Origin of the sequence: Paenibacillus sp. P46E (assembly GCF_001909095.1) — a bacterium.
GTDB lineage: Bacteria > Bacillota > Bacilli > Paenibacillales > Paenibacillaceae > Paenibacillus_AQ > Paenibacillus_AQ helianthi.
Genome location: NZ_LVYZ01000055.1, coordinates 145,892 through 170,391, shown reverse-complemented (window position 1 = coordinate 170,391; position 24,500 = coordinate 145,892). Strand labels below are relative to the sequence as shown.

Annotated in this window: 19 protein-coding genes and 1 pseudogene; 6 read left to right on the top strand and 14 right to left on the bottom strand. The window is 48.8% G+C overall.

The window, feature by feature from the left end; genetic code table 11:
- Positions 1 to 57 precede the first annotated feature (57 nt).
- Positions 58 to 810, top strand: coding sequence for an HAD family hydrolase (locus tag A3849_RS21315; RefSeq protein WP_074113225.1), 753 nt, complete (start codon positions 58 to 60; stop codon positions 808 to 810).
- Positions 811 to 908: 98 nt separating this feature from the next.
- Positions 909 to 1,643: a DsbA family protein gene (locus A3849_RS21310; RefSeq protein WP_074113224.1), complete on the top strand. Its 735-nt coding sequence runs from the start codon at positions 909 to 911 to the stop codon at positions 1,641 to 1,643.
- A gap of 112 nt (positions 1,644 to 1,755) precedes the next feature.
- Here the strand turns inward: A3849_RS21310 and A3849_RS21305 are convergent, their stop codons facing one another.
- Positions 1,756 to 4,053, bottom strand: a complete 2,298-nt coding sequence (locus A3849_RS21305) for a type IA DNA topoisomerase (RefSeq protein ID WP_074113223.1) — start codon at positions 4,051 to 4,053, stop codon at positions 1,756 to 1,758.
- A 101-nt stretch (positions 4,054 to 4,154) separates the two neighbouring features.
- Positions 4,155 to 5,867: a proline--tRNA ligase gene (locus A3849_RS21300; RefSeq protein WP_074113222.1), complete on the bottom strand. Its 1,713-nt coding sequence runs from the start codon at positions 5,865 to 5,867 to the stop codon at positions 4,155 to 4,157.
- A gap of 687 nt (positions 5,868 to 6,554) precedes the next feature.
- On the opposite strand from A3849_RS21300, the gene A3849_RS21295 reads away from it, so the two are divergent.
- Positions 6,555 to 8,402 carry a methyl-accepting chemotaxis protein gene (locus A3849_RS21295; RefSeq protein ID WP_256700845.1) on the top strand — a complete coding sequence of 616 codons (1,848 nt, stop codon included), beginning with the start codon at positions 6,555 to 6,557 and terminating at the stop codon, positions 8,400 to 8,402.
- Between the two features lie 129 nt (positions 8,403 to 8,531).
- On the opposite strand, the gene A3849_RS21290 is transcribed toward A3849_RS21295, so the two are convergent.
- From A3849_RS21290 to pdhA, 7 genes are all read right to left on the bottom strand, one after another.
- A complete protein-coding gene (locus tag A3849_RS21290; RefSeq protein WP_074113220.1) occupies positions 8,532 to 10,019 on the bottom strand; it encodes a glutamate synthase subunit beta in 1,488 nt (495 codons plus the stop codon).
- A 235-nt stretch (positions 10,020 to 10,254) separates the two neighbouring features.
- Complete coding sequence (locus tag A3849_RS21285) at positions 10,255 to 10,746, bottom strand: dihydrofolate reductase (protein WP_074113219.1); 492 nt, start codon at positions 10,744 to 10,746, stop codon at positions 10,255 to 10,257.
- Positions 10,747 to 10,790: 44 nt separating this feature from the next.
- Positions 10,791 to 11,585 (bottom strand): thymidylate synthase, encoded by a 795-nt coding sequence (gene thyA, locus A3849_RS21280; RefSeq protein WP_074113218.1) that lies wholly within the window; start codon positions 11,583 to 11,585, stop codon positions 10,791 to 10,793.
- 469 nt (positions 11,586 to 12,054) lie between these two features.
- Positions 12,055 to 13,467: a dihydrolipoyl dehydrogenase gene (lpdA, locus tag A3849_RS21275; RefSeq protein WP_074113217.1), complete on the bottom strand. Its 1,413-nt coding sequence runs from the start codon at positions 13,465 to 13,467 to the stop codon at positions 12,055 to 12,057.
- Between the two features lie 3 nt (positions 13,468 to 13,470).
- Positions 13,471 to 15,132: a 2-oxo acid dehydrogenase subunit E2 gene (locus A3849_RS21270; RefSeq protein WP_074113216.1), complete on the bottom strand. Its 1,662-nt coding sequence runs from the start codon at positions 15,130 to 15,132 to the stop codon at positions 13,471 to 13,473.
- Positions 15,133 to 15,246: 114 nt separating this feature from the next.
- Positions 15,247 to 16,224, bottom strand: coding sequence for an alpha-ketoacid dehydrogenase subunit beta (locus A3849_RS21265; protein ID WP_074084536.1), 978 nt, complete (start codon positions 16,222 to 16,224; stop codon positions 15,247 to 15,249).
- A gap of 15 nt (positions 16,225 to 16,239) precedes the next feature.
- Complete coding sequence (gene pdhA, locus A3849_RS21260) at positions 16,240 to 17,307, bottom strand: pyruvate dehydrogenase (acetyl-transferring) E1 component subunit alpha (protein ID WP_074113215.1); 1,068 nt, start codon at positions 17,305 to 17,307, stop codon at positions 16,240 to 16,242.
- Between the two features lie 265 nt (positions 17,308 to 17,572).
- On the opposite strand from pdhA, the gene A3849_RS21255 reads away from it, so the two are divergent.
- Positions 17,573 to 18,304, top strand: coding sequence for an alpha/beta hydrolase (locus tag A3849_RS21255; RefSeq protein ID WP_074113214.1), 732 nt, complete (start codon positions 17,573 to 17,575; stop codon positions 18,302 to 18,304).
- Between the two features lie 150 nt (positions 18,305 to 18,454).
- On the opposite strand, the gene A3849_RS21250 is transcribed toward A3849_RS21255, so the two are convergent.
- On the bottom strand, positions 18,455 to 18,919 hold the full coding sequence (locus A3849_RS21250; RefSeq protein ID WP_074113273.1) for a low molecular weight protein-tyrosine-phosphatase: 465 nt from the start codon (positions 18,917 to 18,919) through the stop codon (positions 18,455 to 18,457).
- Between the two features lie 156 nt (positions 18,920 to 19,075).
- Between A3849_RS21250 and A3849_RS21245 the strand changes: the two genes are divergently transcribed.
- Both A3849_RS21245 and A3849_RS21240 read left to right on the top strand, forming a co-directional pair.
- The gene (locus A3849_RS21245; protein WP_074113213.1) at positions 19,076 to 19,717 is read left to right on the top strand and encodes a thiamine diphosphokinase; all 642 of its coding nucleotides are present in this window, start codon (positions 19,076 to 19,078) and stop codon (positions 19,715 to 19,717) included.
- A 277-nt stretch (positions 19,718 to 19,994) separates the two neighbouring features.
- Positions 19,995 to 20,501 carry a C40 family peptidase gene (locus A3849_RS21240; RefSeq protein ID WP_074113212.1) on the top strand — a complete coding sequence of 169 codons (507 nt, stop codon included), beginning with the start codon at positions 19,995 to 19,997 and terminating at the stop codon, positions 20,499 to 20,501.
- 69 nt (positions 20,502 to 20,570) lie between these two features.
- Here the strand turns inward: A3849_RS21240 and A3849_RS21235 are convergent, their stop codons facing one another.
- From A3849_RS21235 to A3849_RS21220, 4 genes and pseudogenes are all read right to left on the bottom strand, one after another.
- Complete coding sequence (locus A3849_RS21235) at positions 20,571 to 21,329, bottom strand: winged helix-turn-helix domain-containing protein (protein ID WP_218619252.1); 759 nt, start codon at positions 21,327 to 21,329, stop codon at positions 20,571 to 20,573.
- 119 nt (positions 21,330 to 21,448) lie between these two features.
- Positions 21,449 to 21,754, bottom strand: a complete 306-nt coding sequence (locus A3849_RS21230) for a Dabb family protein (RefSeq protein WP_074113210.1) — start codon at positions 21,752 to 21,754, stop codon at positions 21,449 to 21,451.
- A gap of 15 nt (positions 21,755 to 21,769) precedes the next feature.
- Positions 21,770 to 22,830: pseudogene (locus tag A3849_RS21225) on the bottom strand (ThiF family adenylyltransferase).
- 79 nt (positions 22,831 to 22,909) lie between these two features.
- Positions 22,910 to 24,466: an ABC-F family ATP-binding cassette domain-containing protein gene (locus A3849_RS21220; protein WP_074113209.1), complete on the bottom strand. Its 1,557-nt coding sequence runs from the start codon at positions 24,464 to 24,466 to the stop codon at positions 22,910 to 22,912.
- Positions 24,467 to 24,500: the final 34 nt, after the last annotated feature.

Below are 24,500 nucleotides of genomic sequence, written 5' to 3'. Positions count from 1 at the left end.
TTTTGAACGAAGCCAGTCAAGGAGCAGTTGCTCTCAAAACATTTAGGAGTGAGCACTATGAAATATTTGACACAGCAAGTGATTTTTGATCTAGACGACACCCTGGTGCATTGCAACAAATATTTCGACCTCATTCTGGGGCAATATTTCGAGCTGATGTCCGAGTGGTTTGGTGAATATGGCGCGACTACCGCAGAATTCCGCAGTAAGCAGGTGGAAATCGATGTGCAAACCGTAAGCACAAGCGGCCTCGCCAGCGATAATTTCCCGAAATCACTCATTGCGACTTACCGCTTCTTTTGCATCAAATATAACCGTCCCGCTGAGCCTTTTCATGAACAACAGCTGATGAAGCTCGGGATGAGCGTTTATGACCAGGAGGTCGAAGCTTATCCGGGCATGGTGGAAACACTGGACACGCTGAAGCAGGACGGTCATGCGCTCTACCTCTACACCGGAGGCGACGATACCATCCAGCAGCGCAAAATTGAGCAAATGAAGCTTGATGTTTATTTTGATGACCGCATCTACATCCGCCAGCATAAAAACATCGAGTCACTGGAGAATATCCTGAGTACGCATAGCTTCGACCGCAAAAACACCTGGATGATCGGCAACTCTCTGCGCACAGATGTGCTTCCGGCTTTGACCGCAGGCATCAACAGCATCTACCTGAAGCAGAAGAATGAATGGCTATACAATCTCATTGAACTGCAGCGTGAGATGCAGCAGTCCGTCCAGACGATCTCCAGCATCAGCGAGGTTCCTCCGGTCATCCGATCTGCAGTACAGTATAAGAGTCACGGCTGATGCGCTTCCAGGTTCCTTGTTACAAATGACATATGCAGCCTGCAGTGGGTATGATTATACTATTTGAGTAGATTTTCATCCCACGCAGGAGGTTAGCAATGAATAAGAAAACAAACCCAAACACCTCAGCGAATACCAGACGATTATTGCCAATGCTGCTCGGGGTCGTTGTCATTCTGCTGATTGGTGCTCTTGTCTTTGTTACTACAAAAGGCAAAGCGAGCGAAACAGGCGAACTCGACCAACTCCCGAACTACACAGATGTCAAAGGAACCATCGTTGTGGACGGGCTGAAATACGAAAAACAACCGCATCTGGGAAGCGAAGATGCCAAAGTGAAAGTCATTGAATTCGCTGATTTCAAATGTCCCGCCTGCAAAAAGTGGACCGCCGCTTATCTGGATACATTCATTAAGGATTATGTGGATACCGGAAAAGTACAGTTCTATTTCATGAATTTCGCCTTTCTCGACCGTGACTCCTATCTTGCCGCCAGTGCAGGCGAAGCCATCTATCATCAAAGCAATGAGAAATTCTGGGAGTATGTTCACAAGCTGTACGAGAACCAGGGTGACGAGAGCAAAATATGGGCAACCCAGAAATTCATTCTAGGCTTCGTGAAGGATAACATTAAAGGCATTGACTACAACAAGTTCGAACAGGATCTGAAGAACCAGACCTACATGTACGATGTAAAAGAAGACTTCAAAATCGCCGGCTCCTATGGTGTAAACGGCACGCCGAAGTTTATGGTAAATGGAAAACTGCTGCCTGACTCCTCCTACGAGGGACTGATTGCTGCAATTGAAGCCGCCTCGTCTGACAGCAAATAGATTCATCAAAAGAGGATGCACCCCGGCCAGGAACCCTGGAGGCTGGAGTGCATCCTCTTTTATATTGTATAGACAAACATTCAGGCTGCGGATTGGTCAGCTGCTGGTATTCTTACTCGATGCCGAGCTGCCCTGTTTCACTGCTCTTCAGAACCAGCTTGCCCTCCAGCGGTGAGCAGTCCTCCGCAGTAAGCTTCAGCTTGCCGGTGCGCCCCTTCTCAATCAATGCCTTCACTTGGGCATCGGTAAGCGTCCGTCCAAATGTTTCTTTCCAGATCACGAACTTACAGCCTTCCTTGTAATGGGAGCAGCCATAACCTTTACGTCCCATAAAAATCAAACCTCCACAACCCGGACGCGGACAAGCTCCGATAACCTTAGGACCGGTATCTGTTGGGCTTTCTGATGTAGTCTGCTTGCTGCGGGGAGGCTTTGCTGCTGTAGCTGTGCTTGCCTCTTCCCCACTACGCTTCCTTGGCGCTGACTTCTTGTTGACTGGTGTCCGGGAGCCTGCGTTGCTTCGGCTCTTGGCTCCACCGCCGAGGGCAGGCGTCTCCCCTTCGAAAGAGGTTCTGTCCGCCCGGGACTGCACACGGACCTTATCCACGATCATGGAGGCGAAGCGCTTTACATTCGCCATGAACTGGCTGTCTGCAGCTGTTCCCCGGGCAATTTCATTCAGCCGCCGTTCCCACTGACCGGTCATTTCCGGTGAAGTGAGCAGCTCAACACCCGCTCCACGGATCAACTCAATCGCGGTCCGGCCTTTTTGGGTAATGGCAATTTTTTTACCCTGCATTTCCACATAACCCACATTCTTCAGCCGTTCAATGGTTGCCGCCCGGGTAGCCGGTGTGCCGAGCCCTGAATCCTTCATAGCGTCGCGGAGCTCTTCATCTTCAATCTGCTTACCCGCACTTTCCATCGCTTTGAGCAGCGTCCCTTCGGTATAGTGCTTGGGCGGTTGGGTATCCTTCTCTTTCACTATAGCATCGCTGCAGTGAACCTCAGCATTGGGATCCATCGAGAAGGGCTCACTAACCTCGATTTCTTCCTCTTCCTCGTCCTCCTTGCCCTTGCCTTTGGCCGGTTTGGACTTGTCCTTCTTCTGATCCCCGTAGATTACCTTCCAACCCAGACTCAGCAGTTCTTTGACAGTTGTTTTGAAGTTTTCCCCTTCAACCTCGGTAATGACCGTATGCACCTTATACTCCGCAGCCGGATAGAATTGCGAGAGAAACCGGCGGACAATCAGATCATAGAGCTTGGCCTCATCGGCGCTTAATCCGGAAGCCTTGCGGTTCGTTGGCAGAATGGCATGGTGATCCTCAACCTTGGACGGGTTGCAGATGAATTTATTGCCCTTGTGTACAAGGTTCCGGTTTGCACCTTTGACCCATTCGTCATAGGCTGTACCCTGGAGCGCAGACAATGTCTTGTGCATTTCCGGAATATTCTGCTCGGTCACATAGTTGGAATTCGTACGCGGGTATGATATCACCTTATGCTTTTCGTACAGTGCCTGGGCGAGATCTAGCGTTTTTTTGGCAGAAAAGGCATATTTGCCGTTGGCTTCCCGCTGCAGCAGCGTCAAATCATACAGCTTGTTCGGATATTCTTTGGTTTCCTTCACTTCGTAAGAAGCAACCCGCGCCGGCTTACCCTTCACCTTGGCAGCAAGTGCTTCAGCCTTGGCTCCGTCGGTCATCCGTTCTCCTTGCCACATGCCTTTGTAGGTCATCTCATTCTGGGCAAAATGACCCTCGACTTCAAAAAATTTCAGTGAGGAAAAGGCCTCGATCGTCTTTTGCCGGTCATAAATCAGCGCAAGCACAGGGGTCTGCACTCGGCCTACCGACAGCAGTACATTATGTTTGGTGGTAAACGCACGTGAGCCGTTCATTCCAATTAGCCAATCCGCTTCACTACGTGCCTTCGCAGCCTTGGTAAGATTCTCGTACTCAGACCCGTCCTTCAGCTCCTGAAAGCCTTTGCGGATCGTTTCCGGGGTCAGATCGGAGATCCATAGTCGCTTCACAGGCTGTGCAAGCTGCAGGTGACGCTGAATCAGTGAAAAGATATGCTGGCCCTCACGCCCGGCATCGCAGGAATTCACCAGCAGATCACTGCGCTTCGCCAGCTCCCCAATCACCTTCAGCTGATCCAGCGTACGCGCATTCGGCACCAGCTTGAACTCTTCGGGAATGATAGGCAGATCATTAATATTCCATTTTTTGTACTTCGAATCATACGCTTCCGGCTCGGCCAGACCGATCAGATGACCGATAGCCCAGGTAATGATATACTGCTCACCTTCCAGATAAGAGCGGTAGTTTTTGGCCTTCGGTTCTATTGCGGCGGCGATATTCCGCCCCATATCCGGTTTCTCCGCAATAATAAGTGTCTTCAAAAAGATTCGCTCCTTAGCCTCATTCTTCCAAAATACGTCCAGTAGTCTATTATAACATTAACTCCGCTACTTTTTAACGTATTCCAGGAATCTTTATCCCTTCATCTGATCTGCCCGGAAGCAACACGGGACACCGCTTCAGCAATGTCCATAACCTCTTTACTGCTCAATCTCCGGTCCATGTACTCCACTTTGTGCTCCCCAGCATCCTTACCGACAACAATGGCCACTGGTATGCCTATCAGACTGGAGTCTTTAAATTTCACCCCTGCACGTTCATCCCGGTCATCCAGTAAAGTCTCAATACCGAGCTCTGTGAGCTGCTTGTACAGTGCTTCTGCAGTAGACTTCTGTACCTCGTCTTTAACGGATAACTGCAGGATATGCACCTTGTAAGGCGCGAGGGCTACAGGCCAGATGAGCCCCTGCTCATCGTAATTCTGTTCAGCCACCGCAGCCAGCAGTCGAGAGATTCCTATACCATAGCAGCCCATAATCATAGCTTTACTTCTGCCGGTTGCATCGAGGAATGAAGCACCAAGCTTATCACTGTACTTCGTCCCCAGCTTGAATATATGTCCGATTTCAATCCCCTGATGAAAGTGTAGGACCCCTTTGCCGCAAACTGGACAACGCTCCCCTTCCTGAGCTGTTCGAAAATCCCCCACTTGTGTAAGACTGAAGTCGCGGCCAGGCACCACTCCACTGATGTGAAAGTCCTTTTCTCCAGCTCCAGTGGTCCCGGAAGTCATTGCAGCTACCGCCCTATCGACAAGCACAGTTAGTGAGAGTCCCACAGGCCCGACATAACCGCTCTCCACTCCTGCAGCCGTTTCTACAGCCCCGGCATCAGCCAGCGCGATCTCGTTAGCTCCGATATAGTTCCTTACCTTGACCTCATTAACCTCATGATCTCCCCGGACAAGTACTGCAAAGGTCTGGCCCCCGCCTTGATAGATCAACGTTTTGATTACCTGTTCCGGTACAATCTGCAGTTCTTGCTCCAATTGATCAATGGTGCGGATACCAGGAGTATGGAACTTCACTGCGGCAGGAAGGCTGTCCGTTGTGCACAGCACATCCTCCTCCCCGGAATAAACCTCTGCCTGCTCCAGATTAGCGGAATAATCACAGGAAGGACATACAGCAATCGTATCCTCGCCAATACTCGACAAGGCCATAAATTCGTGGGTTTCTCCTTCGCCCCCGATGGCTCCAGCATCTGCTTGAACGGCCCGGAAAGAAAGTCCACAGCGCTCAAAAATCCGTTGATACGCCTTGTACATCCTTGAATATGTCTCGTCTAGTCCTTCCCAGCCCGTGTCAAAAGAGTATGCGTCTTTCATCAAAAATTCTCTGCCACGCATCAATCCGGAACGGGGACGGCGCTCGTCACGGAATTTGGTCTGAATCTGATAGACAGTAACCGGAAGTTTCCGGTACGAACTGACTTCTCCCCGAATAAGAGAGGTAATGACCTCTTCATGCGTCGGTCCCAGTACAAACTCCCGCTCGTGCCTGTCCCTCAGCTTCATCAATTCCTTGCCATATACCTCATATCGCTCCGATTCCCTCCACAGCTCGGCGGGCTGCATGGAAGGCATCAGCATTTCCTGTGCACCGGCAGCGTCCATTTCCTCCCGCACGATATTCTCAATTTTACGTAATACCCGTCGTCCCAAAGGCAGATAAGTATAAATCCCGGCAGCCAGCTGGCGGATATATCCGGCACGCAGCAGCAGTTGGTGATTAATGGTTTCCGCTTCCGCAGGCGCTTCGCGAAGGGTTGTTGCTAACAGATTACTTTGGCGCATACTAATCAGCCTCTCTTATGGGAATAAAGTGAATTTCAGGCCCCTGAATTAACGCAAAAAAGACACATCCGTCAGGGACGAATGTGTCGTGATACCACCCTAATTCAACTGCCAGTACATGCCTGGCAGTCCTCGATACGGATAACGGCCGATCCCGGCAGCAAAGGATGCTGCAGCTTCCAAGGCAGGATATGCTTCTCTCGTTCTTTGAGGGACCTTTCAGCGGTGAATCCCTTCTCTGTTCGAACGATCCTGGAAACATAGATCCCCGGTCAATGCTTTTCGATATGAACAATGCTTTTAATCTATATGATTTTACTGGCAACGTCAAGTTAAGCTTGTATGGCTCCCTGCCTTGATCCAGAAGCAAGAGCGTCCACTCAACAAAAAATCAATGTGTAAGTAAATTTTTTCTCAGATCTTTTATTAGATATGAAATTAATGAGTCAAACAACCGAAATATCTATAGAGTTAAATAAAGAACGGTTGCGCAAAGATCAACTGATCATTTTGCGTATCCACGGGGGAGCCAACCATATGAAGCTTATTCAACTACTTGTCCAAAAAATCTCATCCAGATCATTGCAGAAACGGTTAATGCTAATATTCACCTTAATGTTGGTTATCCCCATTCTACTTGTAAGCTACTTCTCGTATTCCAGCTCAAAGAAACATTTGGAAATTAAAATGCAGGATTCAACCCGCGACAGTGTAGAGATGCTGCAAGGAACCATTAATGAAACCGTTACTGCTGCAACAAGAAATGTCCAGCAGCTCAGCCAGCAATTCGCATCCAGTAACATCGATGCCAAAACGCCGGAGGCCCGTGCGCTGATGGATTTATTCATGAAAGAACATCCTGAACTCGAAATCCTAATCCTCGGAAATGAGAACGGTGCCTGGATGAAATCTCCCAATGGCGGTAAAAAGGACTATGACCCCCGGGCCAGAGATTGGTACAAGGCTGCTATGAAGAATACCGGCAAGGTTACCATCATTAATCCTTTCATATCCGCTACATCAGGTAATTACAATCTCTATATCTCCGAAACACTTAAGGATGGCAAAGGCGCAGTCACAAGCAGTCTGAGCCTCAAGCATATGAGTGAAATGATTAACAAAATTAAACTAGGGAAAGACGGCTATATTTTCATAGTGGACGGCAATCACAAGTTTGTCTCCCATCCCGTCAAAGCAGCCGGTGAAGACGTTGCTCCCGATGTAGTCAAACTACTCGACAAGGACAGCGGACCTATATCCTATACCAGCCCGGATACAGGTCTGGTAATGCGCGGATACTATACCACCGACAAAGCTACAGGATTCAAAATTATCGGTGTACTTTCCACCCAGGAATTCTCCGACGCTTCATTGCCCATTCTTTATAACGGACTTCTGGTCCTGGGAGCCGCACTGCTTATTGCTATAGCGTTGATGTACTTTATTATCCGCGCCATCACCCGCCCAATTCTTAGCCTTAACCGTTCTGCCCGGCGGGTCAGCGAGGGTTACCTGAATGAGCAAATTCAGATTAACCGTTCGGATGAGATCGGGCAGCTGGCCCAAAACTATAATCTGATGGTTGGCTCACTCCGCAGCATCGTTGTCGATATCTCAGATACCTCCGGTTTGCTCGCTTCGTCCAGCCAACAATTGACGGCCACTACAGAAGAGAATTCCAAAGCAACCGGATATGTTGCTGAACTGGTACAAGATTCATCGACTGGAGCAGAGACCCAAACAGCAGCGATGGCTGAAACGGCCCGGGCCATGGAAGAGATGTCTTCCGGCATTCAAAAAATTGCCGAGGCTGCCGCCACCATTGTAGATTCCTCCGCTGACACCGAAGCCGATGTATCGACAGGCAGCCGCACAATCGAACAGATGACCTTGCAAATGGACGCCATCAGCCATTCTACTCACCAAGCCTCTGAGCTGATTGGTCAGTTAAACGGATTGAACAGTCAAGTTTCGGCGATGAGCAGCGCCATCTCCACAATTGCAGTCCAGACTAATCTGCTCTCACTGAATGCAGGCATCGAAGCTGCCCGGGCAGGCGAACACGGCAGGGGCTTCGCAGTTGTGGCTTCAGAAGTACGGAAGCTGGCAGACCAATCCAAGACTACTGCTGACAACATTCAGGAAACAATAGAACAGATGACCGCACTCATTGACCGCACATATGAAGCTATTCATCACACCGTCGCAGCCGATGTCGAGCTTGGCATTAAAGTTACTGTTGAAGCCAAAGAAGCATTCCATAGCATTGAACAGTCTACAGCCAAAATCAATGGGCAGATCCATGATATTTCCGCCATCACCGAACAAATGTCGGCCGGTGCGCAGGAAGTTGCAGCCTCCGTTCAGGAAATTTCCAATATTGCACGTTCAACGTCCGATGCCTTTCAGAACGTTACAGCGGCTACGGAGCAGCAACTGGCCTCCATGGATGAGATTTCCGCCTCCTCCACTGAGCTATCCAAGATGGCAGCTGACCTGCAGCAGAAGATCGAACATTTCAAGCTAGAGGAGTAGACTTACGTCTCTCCTCAACAAGCTATTTTAGATAATCTCGAATATTGCTTCCGGTTATGAATGTACATTAAAAGCCGTCTCTCCCGCACGATGCGGAAGAGACGGCTTTTATTTGGCTTCTATGTCAGCTTACACTAGAACTGTCGAGCCCATCAAATATTTATCTACTTCACGAGCGGCTTCGCGCCCTTCATTGATTGCCCATACCACAAGGCTTTGTCCACGGCGCATATCCCCGGCAGCGAACACTTTATCCACATTAGTGTTGAACTTGCCATAACGGGCCTTCACGTTGCTGCGGCGGTCCGTATCCAGCTTCAGTTCCTCAATAACATCCTGTTCCGGCCCGTCGAATCCAATAGCGATCAGCGCGAGCTGAGCTGGGTATACAGCCTCTGTTCCAGGAACCGGCTGATAGATCTTGCGGCCAGTCTCATCGACCATACGCCGGATTTGCACCGTATGAAGTTCCTTCAGGTTCCCTTCTTCGTCACCAACGAACTTGGTAGTCATGATGGAGAATTCGCGCGGATCATCTCCGAATAATGCTTTGGCTTCCTGCTGTGCATAATCCAGTGTATAGACATTCGGGAATTGCGGCCAAGGATTGGCGATCGGATCACGTTCAAGCGGAGCCTTGTCATGCGTACCGAATTGCGTGATGCTGCTGCAGCCATGACGCAGAGACGTGGCCACACAGTCAGAACCGGTATCTCCACCTCCAAGCACAATTACATCTTTGCCCTCGGCAGATACAAAGTTTCCATCTTCCAGGTTGGAATTGAGATAGCTTTTGATCGTTCCGTTCAGATAATCCATCGCGTACATAACGCCCTTCAGCTCAGCGCCTTCGACATTGAAACGGCGGGCTTTGGTTGCACCGCCACACAAAACGACTGCATCATATTCATCAACCAGCTGCTGGGCAGGAATATCCTTGCCGATCTCTGTGCTCACCACAAACTTCACACCCTCAGCAGCCAGCAAATCCACGCGGCGCTGAACTACTCGTTTGTCGAGTTTCATTGTTGGAATGCCGTAGGTCAGCAATCCTCCAATACGGTTACTGCGCTCAAAAACCGTTACCGTATGCCCGGCTTTGTTCAGTTGCGCCGCAGCCGCTAGACCAGCTGGGCCGGAGCCCACGATAGCCACTGTTTTGCCTGTACGCTTCTCTGGCGGATTTGGTACAACCCAGCCTTCCTCAAAGCCTTTATCGATAATCGCCAGCTCTATTGTCTTGATTGTAACCGGTTGTCCAATCAATCCAACAGTACAGGAGCCTTCGCAAGGTGCAGGACAGATACTGCCTGTGAATTCAGGGAAATTGTTTGTTTTGTGCAGCCGCTCCAGTGCTTCCTTCCACAAGCCACGGTATACCAGATTGTTCCATTCTGGTATAAGATTATGAACCGGACAACCCGAAGTGCCGCCGCTCATATCAATGCCGGTATGGCAGTATGGAGTTCCGCAATCCATACAACGCGCACCCTGTGTCCGAAGCTCGTCCTCGGTTAGGTGATGATGGAACTCTTCCCAGTCCTTTACGCGCTGCTCAGGATCACGATCACCTGGGAGCTGGCGCTTATACTCCATAAATCCAGTAGGTGTAGACATATTTACGATTCCCCCATCCGATCTCTTCGTGTTGATGTATAGTACATTGTAGCATATTGCGGCATCCATATGTTTTTCAGCGCAATGAAGTACCTGCACATTCTATAATACTTAAACCTTTGGCATTTGTAATTTTAATAATTATAGTAGCATCCAATACTTTCACACTGTAATGGACTAATCTGCTGATTATTTGTACTATTTCACATGTTGTGTCAGAGAAAACGCTTTATCCTCAAACCGATCGCTCGTAAATGAAAAATCGGTAATCATACGGATTCTTTTCATCCCGAATTCCCTGAATACTGGAGATCTCTCTCCACTCACTCCAGTCCACATCCGGAAACTTTGTATCCCCTTCAATGTCCTCCTCGATCCGGGTTACCATCAGCTTGTCGGCAAAAGGGAGCATCATTTTATAAATTTCCGCACCGCCTATAACCATCAGTTCATCGTCCTTGTGCCCTTCAGCTACAGCTTCCTCCAGCGAATGTACGACTTCAGCACCCATAGGAGCAAAGCTGTGATCACGTGTGAGAACAACACTAGTTCTGCCTTTTAGCGGTTTGCCGCCAAGCGAATCCCAGGTTTTGCGCCCCATCAGCATTCTCTTGCCAAGGGTCTGCGACTTGAAATAATCAAAGTCCCGCGGCAAATGCCAGGGCATGTCATTATCCTTGCCAATCACATGGTTGGCAGCCATGGCCCAAATCATGCTAATGCTCACAAAAATCCTCCCCTGCAATTAAAAATATTCCCATCACTTAAGGATTATATTGCAACCGGTGCTTTGATTCCCGGATGATAGACATAATCGGCAAACTCGAAATCTTCGAAGGTATAATCAAAAATACTCTCTGGTTTTCTTTTGATCACCAGCTTAGGAAGTAGAAACGGCTCTCTGGCCAACTGTGTGGCTACCTGTTCCAGATGATTTGTATAAATGTGCACATCTCCCCCGGACCAGACGAACTCCCCTACCTCAAGCCCTGTCTGCTGGGCAACCATATGTGTCAGCAGCGCGTAACTGGCTATATTGAAGGGTAATCCCAAAAAGGTATCAACAGAACGCATAGTCAGCATGCAGGACAGCTTGCCATCCGCCACGTAAAACTGAAATACAAAATGGCAAGGCGGCAGCTTCATCTGCTCAATCTCCCCCACATTCCACGCACTGACAATATGACGGCGGGAATCAGGGTTATTCTTAATAGATTCTATAACAGCTGAAATCTGATCAATATGGCGCCCATCCGCACTCTCCCAGGCCCGCCATTGCGAACCATATACAGGTCCAAGCTCACCATTTTCATCAGCCCATTCATCCCAGATAGAGACTCCATGCTCCTTCAAATAGGAAGTGTTGGTATCACCCTTCAGAAACCACAGCAGCTCATGCACTACCGATTTCAGGTGGATACGTTTGGTGGTAACCAGCGGAAATCCTTCAGCCAGATCAAACCGGAGCTGCCGTCCAAAAACCGATATAGTGCCAGTCCCGGTCCGGTCGCTTTTGGAGGCGCCGTGGTCCAAGATATCCTGAAGTAAATCCAAATATTTACGCAATTGTTCAGCACCCCTCTCCACTATTTTTCTTTAATCATTTTAACATGACCTTACCATCCTTGTAACTTGTTAAGACGCAGAAAAAGTAATTTCCATCACAGGTTGGACTGCTTCACTCTATGGTTTTTCCTCTTCATGTAAATAGTGGATATTTAAGCGGCTCGCTCCCCCGCCGAGCTCCTGCATCTTTAGTTTTCGGCTACATTAACGATTATTCGGCACGGAGGTCCCTGAACCATTCTTCATGCTCTATGTACTCTGTGTTAATCTCCTGCCTGCCATTAATTCCCTTGACCAACCGCCGCAATGTATCCAAAGATTCCTTCGTATGCATCAGGTAATGTGAACGAGCTAATCAGACAGTTTAATAATTACTGTGAGCAGTATGAAAAGAGGATGCTCCCAGCAACCGTCAACGGCTCTGTAGAGCATCCTCTTCCATCGCTTAAGTTACAAGCGTTAAGTTATATTATTTCACAACGTGAATCGGGTGTCCCTCAACCAGTTCAGCAGCTTCCATGACGATTTCGCCAAGGGTTGGATGCGCATGGATGGTGAGTGCGATGTCTTCGAGCGTTGCGCCCATTTCAATCGCCAGTCCCAGCTCAGCAATCAGGTTGGATGCTTCAATACCAACGATTTGTGCGCCGAGTACCAGGTTGTTCTCACTGTTAGCCACAATCTTGATGAAGCCTTCGGGAGCGTTCAAGGAAACCGCACGGCCATTGCCTGCGAACGGGAATTTACCCGCTTTTACTTTGAAGCCCTTATCTTTAGCTTCTTTCTCAGTCAGACCTACGCTGGAGCACTCAGGATCAGTGAAAACAACCGCCGGAATGACTTTGTAGTCAACAACGGATTTGTGACCGGAGATGGCTTCAGCAGCGATCTTGCCTTCGTAAGAAGCTTTGTGTGCCAAGGCCAAGCCTGGAACGATATCGCCGATAGCATAGATGTTAGGGATATTAGTGCGGCCTTGGTGGTCGACTTTGATCAGACCCCGTTCGTCAAGCTCTACGCCGATCAGATCAAGCCCTAGTTCGCCATCTGTGTTTGGACGGCGTCCTACAGTAACTAGCAGGTAATCCGCTGTAATCTCCTTGGACTCGCCGCCCACAGAGTATTTTACAGTTACTTCCTTGTCGTTCTGAACAGCACTTTCCGCTTTGGCATTCGTCACGATCTCAATGCCTGTCTTTGCCATGTTTTTGGCAACCAGACGGGTCATATCTTTATCGAAGCCTGGCAGTACCGTATCCAGACCTTCAATAATCGTTACTTTAGTGCCGAATTTGGAGTACATCTGGCCAAGCTCGGCACCGATGTAGCCGCCGCCAATAACGATCATGCTCTTAGGGATCTCAGGCAGATCCAGAGCTTCAGTCGAGGACAGAATGCGTCCGCCGAACGGGAAAGGCTTCAGCTCAATCGGACGGGAGCCTGTAGCGATGATGCAGTTATTGAATTTGTAGCGAGGGGATTCATGTTCATTGAACAAACGGGCTTCGTTTGTGTTGATGAACATAGCTTCTCCGCTGAATACTTCGATTTTGTTGCCCTTCATCAAGCTGGTAACACCGGTGGTCATTCTTTTCACAACACCGTTTTTGAATTCCATAGTTTTGGACCAGTCTACTTTAACGTTCTCAGCAGTTACACCGAAAACTTCGCCGTGCTGTGCAGCTTCATATTGATGGGCTGCCGAGATCAAGGCTTTGGACGGGATACATCCGCGGTTCAAGCAGACACCGCCGAGCTCCGATTTATCTACGATCAGTACCTTCTGGCCGAGCTGGGCGGCACGAATTGCCGCCACATACCCGCCGGGACCTGCACCAATTACCAATGTGTCGATTTCGATTGAAGCGTCTCCGACTACCATTTATTACACCTCCATAACTAACATATCAGGATTTGCAAGCAGGGTCTTAATGTAATTCATAAAGTTCTGTGCTGTTGCACCATCAATGATGCGGTGGTCAAAGCTCAGGGACAGCGCCATTACAGGAGCAGCAACAATTTCGCCGTTCTTAACGACCGGTTTCTCGGTAATACGGCCGGTACCCAGGATCGCCACTTCAGGGAAGTTGATGATCGGAGTGAAGAACATACCGCCTGCGGAACCGATGTTACTGATGGAGATCGTGCTGCCTTTCATTTCATTAGGAGCCAGTTTACCGTCACGTCCGCGGACAGCCAGATCAGTGATGGCACTTGCAATCATCCAGATACTCTTACGGTCAGCATCCTTAATTACAGGAACGATCAGACCATTGTCTGTATCTGTAGCAATACCGATGTTGTAGTATTTCTTGTAGACAATCTCATTGGTCGCTTCGTCAATCATTGCGTTAAGCGCAGGGAATTGACGGGAAGCGGCAACCAGTGCTTTGACGATGAACGGAAGGTAAGTAACCTTCACGCCTTTCTTCTCGGCAATAGGCTTCATGCGGGCACGGAAGGCTACCAGTTCGGTAACATCCACTTCGTCCATGATCGTAACATGCGGAGCGGTGTATGCCGATTTAACCATCGCATTTGCAATGGCTTTACGGATACCCTTGAACGGTACACGTTCTTCTTCGAGACTCACGTTGCCGGAAGCAGCTGCTGCTGGTGCCGCTGCTGGCGCCTTGGCTGCTGGTGCTGCAGCCGCCGGAGCTGTTGCTGAGGACGGTGCTGCTACTGCTGGTGCTGCCGCAGGTACTGCGGAGCCGCCTTTCAGGAAAGCTTCCACATCTTCATGCGTGATTTTCCCGTTTTTGCCTGAGCCATTCACCTTGGCGAGGTCAACCCCTTGCTCGCGGGCAGACTTGCGGACACTTGGTGTCGCTAATACATCGCGGTTAGGAGCTGGAACCGCCGCTGGTGCAGCCGCAGGAGCTGTTGCTGCCTGTGCAGCCGGAGCTTCAGCATGGCCGCCTTCCTCATGAGGAACATCGCCTTCTGCAGCAATAATTGCCACAACTTCTCCTACGCGGCAGACCTGTCCGTCTTTGGTGAACACTTCAAGCACTGTACCATTGACCGGTGAAGGCACTTCTACGACGGCTTTATCATTTTGAACTTCCATGATAATATCATCGTCTGTAATTTTGTCGCCCACTTTGATATGCATTTTGATAATTTCACCTTCATGCAGACCTTCACCAAGCTCAGGGAACTTATATTCAAAATTGGACGTTCCGCCAGTTGCAGGGCTGGTCGCTGCCGGAGAGGAAGTTGTATCTGCTCCGCCTTTGGCTGCATCCGCTTCTTGAGTGGAATGCGTATCGGCATGGCCGCCTTCTTGTTCAGGGACATCGCCTTCTGCATCAATGATTGCTACAACTTCTCCTACACGGCAGACTTGACCATCTTTAGTGAAGACTTCAAGCACTGTACCGTTAACCGGACAAGGCACTTCAACTACCGCCTTGTCATTCTGTACTTCCATTACGATATCGTCATCGGTCACTTTATCGCCGGCTTTGATATGCATTTTGATAATTTCACCTTCATGCAAACCTTCGCCCAGCTCAGGGAACCGGTACTCAAATTTTGCCACCTTAATTACCTCCTAAAAGTTTTGATAGCACTCACTTCTTAAATTTTGATAGCTGTTCAATATATTGCAGACACGGGTGCCGCCCTTTTACAAGGACGGCAAGGTCAGTTCCTCTTAGAATTCCATAACTTTCTTAACTGCTGCAATAACGCGTGCAGGGGTAGGAATCCATGAATCCTCAATTTGTGCGAACGGGAAAATAGTATCTGGACCTGCTACACGAAGCACAGGTGCTTCCAAATGCAGCAGAGCTTTTTCGTTAATCTGAGCAATAACCTCTGCGGCTACGCCGGAGCTCTTCTGTGCTTCTTGTACTACAATTGCACGATTGGTCTTCTTAATCGAAGCAACGATAGTATCGATGTCAATTGGGCTAACCGTACGCAGGTCGATGATTTCGGCCTTGATGCCGTCTTTTTCAAGCTGATCGGCCGCTTTGGTAGCAGTATGTACCATCAGGCCGTAAGTAATAATCGAGACATCCGTACCTTCACGAACGACATTCGCTTTGCCCAGTTCAACGGTATATTCACCTTCAGGAACTTCAGCGCGGAAGGCATGGTACAAGTTCAAGTGCTCCATGAAGAATACAGGGTCATTGTCGCGGATAGACGCGATCAGCAGTCCCTTGGCATCGTATGGATTGGAAGGAATAACAACCTTGATACCCGGACTTTGGGCAATCAGGCCTTCCAGGGAATCTGTATGAAGCTCGGCTGCTTTTACGCCGCCGCCGAATGGAGTGCGGAAGACTACAGGAGCATTGTATCTGCCCCCGGAACGCCAGCGCAGGCGCGCAGCCTGAATGACGATTTGATCGAGTGCTTCAAAGATGAAGCCGATAAATTGGATTTCAGCAATCGGACGGAAGCCTTGCACCCCAAGACCGAAAGCCAAACCGCCGATAGCGGATTCAGCCAGCGGAGTATCGAATATGCGCTCCTCGCCAAATTCCTTTTGCAGCCCTTCCGTTACACGGAATACGCCGCCTACATTACCAACATCCTCTCCGAAGATAAGAACATTAGGGTCACGAGTCAGTTCAACGCGCATTGCGTCACGGATTGCTTCTTTCATATTCATTTGTGCCATTGCCTGATATCCCCCTTATTCAAAATCGGCTTTTTGTTCTTCCAGATGTTTCGGAGTTACCTCGAACATGCTGTCGATCAAGCCGGGAATGGTCATTTTTTCGGTCTGCTCTGCCTTTTTGATCTGCTCGTTTACAGTCGCTTTCGCTTCTTCTCTTACACGCAGCGTGTCCTCTTCGGTCCAAAGCCCCTTCTTCTCCAAATACTTGGCCAGACGGGCAATCGGGTCCTTCTCGTTCCATTGGCCTTCTTCTTCCTTGGAACGGTATTTGCTGGCGTCATCAGACAGGGAATGCGGACGGAAACGGTAAGTTACAGCTTCAATCAGCGTAGCACCTTCACCTTTACGGGCACGTTCAGCAGCTTCCTGTACCGCGGAAATAACCGCAAAGATATCCATGCCGTCGATCTTGATACCGGGAATACCCGCAGCAACCGCTTTGTGGGCGATTGATTTGGCTGCCGTTTGTTTGGCAAACGGAGTAGTGATTGCATAACCGTTATTTTGTACAAAGAAGATGACCGGCAATTTGAAACGTCCGGCAAAGTTCATACCTTCGTAGAAGTCGCCTTCGGAAGAACCGCCGTCACCTGTATAGGTGATTGCTACATTCTGCTGTTTTTTAAGTTTGAAGCCCATTGCAATACCAGTGGCATGCAGAATTTGTGCACCGATGATGATCTGTGGCATAAGTACATTTACACCTTCAGGAATCTGTCCACCATGCTGATGTCCGCGAGAATATAGGAAAGCCTGGTATAATGGAAGTCCGTGCCACACCAGCTGTGGAATATCACGGTAACCCGGGCATACAAAATCTTCTTTCTGAAGAGCGAACTCACTGCCGATCATTGTCGCTTCCTGGCCGGACACCGGTGCATAGAAACCTAGACGGCCTTGACGGCCAAGGTTGACAGCTCGGTCATCCCAGGTCCGGGTAAATACCATACGATACATGATTTCTTTCAGCTGATCGTCGGTAAGTTTAGGCATCTTATCCTTATTGATAACTTCTCCATCGGGGGAAAGCACCGTAAGGGCCTCAACATCCTCTGTATACACTTCGTAAGGAACTTTAGTCATCATCTTCACCTCAATAAAAAAATTTGAATATCAGTGTCCTCTGTTATAGAATTATTATACACCTGTTTTATCTGTTTCGTCAAAGAAATACGCATAAAATTTATGTTTCCATAAATTTTGTATGTATAACAGGATGCTAAATATCCTATAACAGATAGACAAATATTTGGCAAGTAAATGATATTTAACACATTTACCACTTGGGTAATATTAACGCAACCCCGAGAGTAATGCAAAATCCGACAAGAAAGGATACGATTCAGCTATGAGCGAACCTGTTTTTCTGAAACGTACAATTGTAAAACAAACCTTATGGAGCGAACATCTTAATGAAGAACGCAAACTGCGTATCTATCTTCCTCCCGGATATAATGAGGTGCTCAGCTACCCCGTAGTCTACTGCCAGGACGGAGAGGAGTTTTTCAACTTCGGCCGTATTGCCACCCTTGCCGGTCAGATGATCCTGGAGCAGGATATAGAGCCGTTTATTATTGTCGGGGTAGAAGTGAATGTAGCCGTCCGGACACAAGAGTACGCTCCCTTCGGCAGCCGGTTTAAGCAGTACCTCTCATGCTTTGCCGAAGAAATTATTCCCTTCATTGAACATAATTATCCGGTCCGCCGCACACCAGATGAACGAATCATCGCCGGTGATTCGCTTGGCGGCAGCGTATCGCTGCATCTAGCACTGTCCTATCCCGGTTTGTTCAGTCGCGTACTAAGTCTTTCCGGTGCTTACTATCCGCAGACACGCGATCTCCTCGCTCAGGAGGAAGATCTGTCCTGGCTCGATATCAACATGGTAGTGGGACTGCAGGAAACGGAATACAAGACCGACACCGGTGTCTACGATTTTGTGCAGATGAACCGGGATACAAGGTCTCTGCTGGAGTCACGTGGGGCAACCGTTTCTTACCGGGAAAAAGACGGCAGCCATCTCTGGGGATTCTGGCAGAAAGAGCTTCCAGAATCGCTACTCTATTTCTTTAACCAATAAAACAGGTTTGAAAGACAAAAAAGTGAACATCTTAAGAACATATGTATCTTTTGTGCGTGATCACGCTTTCATAAAAGGATAGGCACTCCGGTGCCTGTCCTTTTTATAAGGACGGCAGCCGAACCTGCAACCCTTTCCGCAAACATTCCGTTATAGCCTATCCTTTATTATCTGATCCAGCAGAACATCACAACCCGCGTTGATCAATTGATATACCTGCTCGAAATTCCCTGTAAAATAAGGGTCTGGCACTTCCCTCAGCTCTTCATCTGGCAGCAGGTCCATGAAGAACAGGAGGTTCGCTTTTTCCCCACCCGGAATTTTGCGCACATTTTCGCCATTAGACTGATCCATGCAGAGGATGTAATCAAAGTCATCGAAATCATTGCCGCTTACAAGCCGCGCTTTCATATTCTCATAACTGATTCCATGTTCATCCAGAATATGCCGGGTTCCTTCATGCGGCGCTTTGCCAATATGCCAATCTCCGGTACCGGCAGAATCTACCGCAATCCGATCTGTCAGCCCCCGCTCCAGGATTTTGTGACGAAGAACAGCCTCAGCCATCGGCGAGCGGCAAATATTGCCCAGACATACAAACAGCACCTTAACGATCCTTCTCACCTCCAGCACAATTCTTCACTTCTTATACAGTATATTAGTTGTACAATATTTATTTTAGCGCGGGAGGATCATTTGTACAACTTTTCGTTCTGCATTATACTGGGTCTGGAAAAACTAAGTACGCAGTCACAAATCAGGAGGTACTCTATGCCAGTCAAACGGGTTGTTATTTTTGCCGGTGGAGATCTGTCGGCGGATTATTTGTCATTATTAGATGAAGAGGATTTTGTTATTGGAGCAGATCGGGGAGCTTTATTCCTGATTACTCACGGGATCGTTCCTGACATTTCGGTTGGAGATTTTGATTCCGTGACTCCTGATGACCTGGAATTTATTCACGCCGGGAGTAAAAAGACCATTACTTGTGATCCCATAGACAAGGACTTAACCGACAGTGAAATGGCGCTTGATCTGGCACTGGACACTCAGCCGGAATCCATTCTGCTGTTCGGGGTAACGGGCACCCGGATCGATCATACCCTTGCTAGTATTCAAATGATGACCAGAGCGCTGCAGCGCCAGGTTCGCTGCTCCGTAATGGATTCGCATAACTATATCACCTTGACCGGTTCAAAGGCTGAGATTCATGATGCAGGGTATACCTATGTATCTCTGCTGCCTCTTACCCCGGAAGTGACCGGAATTACGCTGGAAGGCTTTCAGTACCCTTTAGTTGATGCCACACTGAAACTGGGACAATCCCTTGGAGTAAGCAATGTTTTATCGGCGAAGATCGGAACCGTTTCAATAGACAGCGGACTGCTGCTGATCATTCAAAGCAAGGACTAAGTACATACGATTCAAGAGACAGCTCTGTAACCATTGTTTCAAAAGTATAAAGTCGGGAATCCCTTTCCGCAAAAGGGTTTTTCGACTTTTTTTGTTTATACTACGCTTCAAATATTAATTTTTTGTAACTTTTAATCATATTTTAATAAAACGCTTCCATCCCAATCCCCGCAAGGGTTTGAACTCCCTCCTCCATAAAATAGGAGATTCATAACCTGCTATACTACGAACAGGCAAGAAGATAGATATTTAGATATAACCTGGGAGGAATTACAACATGAAGAAACATCAATGGTTTAAGCAAGCAATTGTAGTAGGCATGTGCACCACGATTGGCCTGAGCACACTGATGGCAACTGGAGCAGGTACAACACCCGTTGCAGCCGCATCCGTGTCCTCTTCAACCGGTCAAAACATTGTAAACTTAGGTAAAAAATATATGGGAGTACGCTATGATTTCGGAGCCTCCACTTCATCTACCAGATCCTTTGACTGTTCATCATTCACCAAATATATTTTCGGGAAATATGGTGTGAACCTGCCCCGTACCTCTGTAGCTCAATCCAAAGTGGGAATATCTGTATCCAAAGCGAATTTGAAGGCAGGAGACTTGGTTTTCTTCTCCAGCGGCAGCAGAGCTAACGGTTCAAATGTAACTCACGTAGCTGTCTATATGGGGAATGGTAAAATCCTTCACACTTACGGTTCACCCGGTGTAACCATCTCCAACCTCAATTCCGGCAACTGGAAAAGAACTTATCTGAAAGCACGCCGCGTTCTGTAACAGCTCTATAATAACCTCTTTCAGACTTTTCCGGCGGTTGCTTACAAACAAAAAAGTGGTTGGCTTTGTTCAGAGTATGGTGTCAGCATGTGGCGCGCCTTCCGGCGCCCTCATTACATATCCGGTTCCACGTACCGTATGAATCAGTTTATTCTTGTGGCCTTTGTCCACTTTGAGCCGGATATGCCTGATATAGACGTCAACCACGTTGGTGTCTGCATGAAAATGATAACCCCATACCTGCTGCAGGATTTCATCGCGGGGACAAACCTCCCCCAGATTCTCAGCCAGATAATAGAGCAGATCAAACTCTTTAGGTGTCATTTTCAGATCCATTCCATCCCGTCTAACCATTCTGCGGGCGGGATCCAGTATCAGGCCATCCACCACCAATAGAGACGAAGGGTCGCGGCGGCGGCCTGTAAGTCTTATAATATTATCCACTCTGCACATGAACTCACCGGTATGTACAGGCTTTACCATATATTCATTGCCACCCGCTTTAAAAGCAGCAACCGCCGCCTCGCCATATGCTCCATTCGAAATCACCATCACCGGAATTCTTTTCCCCTGATCCCTCAGATCCGATATCAGCCTCCATCCAGTCCATTCTGCAGCATAATCCAGCTCAGCAATCAGCAATACGGGCTCCTCCCTTGACAGCAATAAGCGAAGATCCTCGAGATCTTCGCTTATTGCCGTATGCAGCCCCAGATCCTGAAGTGCCTGTAGCAGATTCATGCGTTCCTCTTTGTCACGACCCGCTTCTATGCCCTTAAGGGCACCAGCGGTCTGTCCGGACACAAACCAGGCGATGGTCTCATTCACTGTAATCCCCCGCATCAAGTCAGCCTTGCACCGGCATTGCCGCTGCAGAATAGCCTTAGATTTCCCGCAAAGCAAAAAGGCCATTCCCCGGAATGGCCTTTTCCCATCAGAATTGTTAATTATGATTCCATGAGGTCGATTTCCTGAAAACGCAAAACCTCGGTTTCCCAGCGTTCGCGCACAAACCGCTGATGATCCGGATGTGCGTTATAGGCATCGTATGCCTCCTGATTCTCAAACTCCATGGAGAAGCCATAATCGAAATCGCATTTCACACTAATCTGACGCAATACCTCAAAGTTTGCAACTACCGGAATAGCACTGAGGATTTCTTCTCCGTCTTTCAGGAACGCAGCCGCTTCCGCTGAACCCGAATCATGCTTCAATGTGAATAATGCCATATGTCTGATTGCACCGTTTGTCATCATCATGCCTCCTCTTTATCCGAAATACCGGTGATAAAAACTGCGGGCAGCAGCGACATCACTGGTTCCATGAATCAAAGCCCGTCCATCTCCAAAAACCACCATCCGGTACGGCTCTTCCGTAAAAGAAACCAAGTAAGCATTACTCTCGACCTTGCCGCTTCCAAGCTTTGAGAGCCTTGCAGCCGTATCCTGCAAATTCAGCTCCTGGCGGACCGCTGGCCTGATTTGCACTGTATCCCTGCCGCACAGCACATCACTGCGCTCAGTATTGGCTGCTGATAAATAAGATAAACAGGATGGCTTCCGCATGAAGGACAGCTGTCTTTTTTGGCAGCCTTGACGCCAATCTCCTGGTGCTCATTGCGCCATACATCAAACGACAGCAGTTTGCCTCTGAGCTGTTCCTGCCGCCCGCCCAGCAGTTTTAGAGCTTCCGCTGTGGCATTTGCGGTAACCAGCTGCACGGCTTGCGGAAGAATACCCGCCGTATCGCAGGTATCGCCCCCAAGCGGCACAGCGCCCAGCAGACAGTTCAGGCATGGCGTTTCACCCGGCAGGATTGTGAATGTTATTCCATAACTGCCGACACAAGCCCCATAAATCCAGGGTATACCGTGCTTTTGAGCCATATCGTTAATAATCAGGCGGGTGTCGAAATTATCTGTTCCATCCATGATGAGATTCACACCACCCAGCAGACTCTCCAGCTCTTCGGCCCGCACATCCAGTACCTGGGCCTCAATCGTAATCTCCGAGTTAATCTGCTCAAGTCTCGCCTTGGCCGCTGCGGCCTTGGGCATCCGCCGCAAAGCATCCTCTTCCGTATAGAGCTGCTGGCGCTGGAGATTGCTCCATTCCACATAATCCCGGTCAGCCAATATGATTCGTCCTACTCCACAGCGGGCTAATGTCTCGGCAATCCCTGTTCCCAGCGCGCCTACTCCGATAATCAGCACCGTCGAGCGGGCAAGGCCAGCCTGCCCGTCTGCACCAAAAGGGGTGAATCTTACCTGACGCGAATACCGGCCGTCCCGCCCGCTTTCCCGGAAAGCTGTAGTTTGTTCTTTATCCATGTGGCTCATTCTAAGGTCCCCCCATATATGTAAAAGCCGGAAAGGAGCATGTACTGCTCTTTTCCGACTTCAGATGATATTAGACCGTCTGCGCTGACCACTGCTCAACATCCCAAATTTTGGTGACCCAATCCTCGTAGAAATCCGGTTCATGGGAAACCAGCAGAATTGTGCCCTTATATTCCTGCAGTGCCCGCTTCAGTTCTGCCTTGGCGACAACATCCAAGTGGTTCGTAGGTTCATCGAACAGAATCCAGTTGCTATCGCGCATCATCAGCTTGCACAAACGAACTTTAGCCTGTTCGCCCCCGCTCAGCATGTTCAGCGGACGGGTGATATGCTCGTTTTTCAGGCCGCAGCGGGCCAAATGTCCGCGCACTTCATTCTGGGTGAGACTGGAGAATTCATTCCACACATCATCGATCGGCGTAATATTCTCTGCTTTCATCTCCTGCTGGAAATACGCAGAACTCAGGTAATCGCCCAGATATGTTTTGCCGCTGAAAGTAGGGATCACTCCAAGAATCGTTTTGAGCAGTGTCGATTTTCCGACACCATTGTAACCGACAATGGCGATCTTCTCGCCGCGTTCAATCATCATATTAAGCTTGCTCGGCAGCAGTGGACGATCATATCCGATTTCAAAATCAACACCCTCGAACACCGTCTTCCCGCTGGCCCGGCTCTCTTTGAACTGGAAGGAAGGCTTCATCGCTTCTTCCGGACGGTCAATCCGTTCCAGACGTCCGAGCTGCTTCTCACGGCTCTTGGCCCGGCCCGATGTGGACGCCCGCGCTTTATTGCGCTGGATGAAATCTTCCTGCTTTTTGATGAAGTCCTGTTGCTTCTCATACGCATCGATATGCTGCGCTTTGTTCATATCCGCCATATCCAGGAATTTCTCATAGTTGGCTGTATAACGGGTCAGCTTGGAGAACTCCAGATGATACACCACATCCACAACTTTATTCATGAATTCTGTGTCATGGGAGATCAGCATGAAGGCATACGGATATTGCTTCAGGTAATTAGTCAGCCAATCGATATGCTCCACATCGAGATAATTGGTAGGCTCATCCAGCAGCAGCACATTGGGTTTCTCCAGTAGCAGCTTTGCCAACAGAACCTTGGTCCGCTGCCCCCCGCTAAGAGAGGCTACGTCACGGTCCAATCCGATTACCGACAGACCAAGGCCGCCCGCCATATCTTCTACTTTTACATCAATGAGATAGAAATCGCCGATATCCAGCTGTTCCTGAATATCCCCCATCCGTTCCAGCAACTGTTCCAGCTCTTCCGGAGTAGCATCACCCATTTTATCAGTGATAGCCAACATTTCTGTCTCCAGCTCCAGAAGCGGCAGAAAAGCATCCTTGAGCACATCCCGGACGGTTTTGCCTGGTGTTAGCAGGGTGTGCTGATCGAGATAGCCATAACGGACGCGCGGGGTCCACTCGACTTTTCCGCTGTCCTTCAGTAATTTACCGGTCAAAATATTCATCAGCGTCGATTTGCCTACGCCATTCGCTCCAACAATCCCTACATGTTCTCCATCCAGCAAGCGGAAAGAGACATCCTTGAATAATACCCGGTCCCCAAAATTATGGGAAACGTCTTCTACAGTAAGTAAACTCATAAATTCTCCATATGCTCCTATCTATATTTAAAAA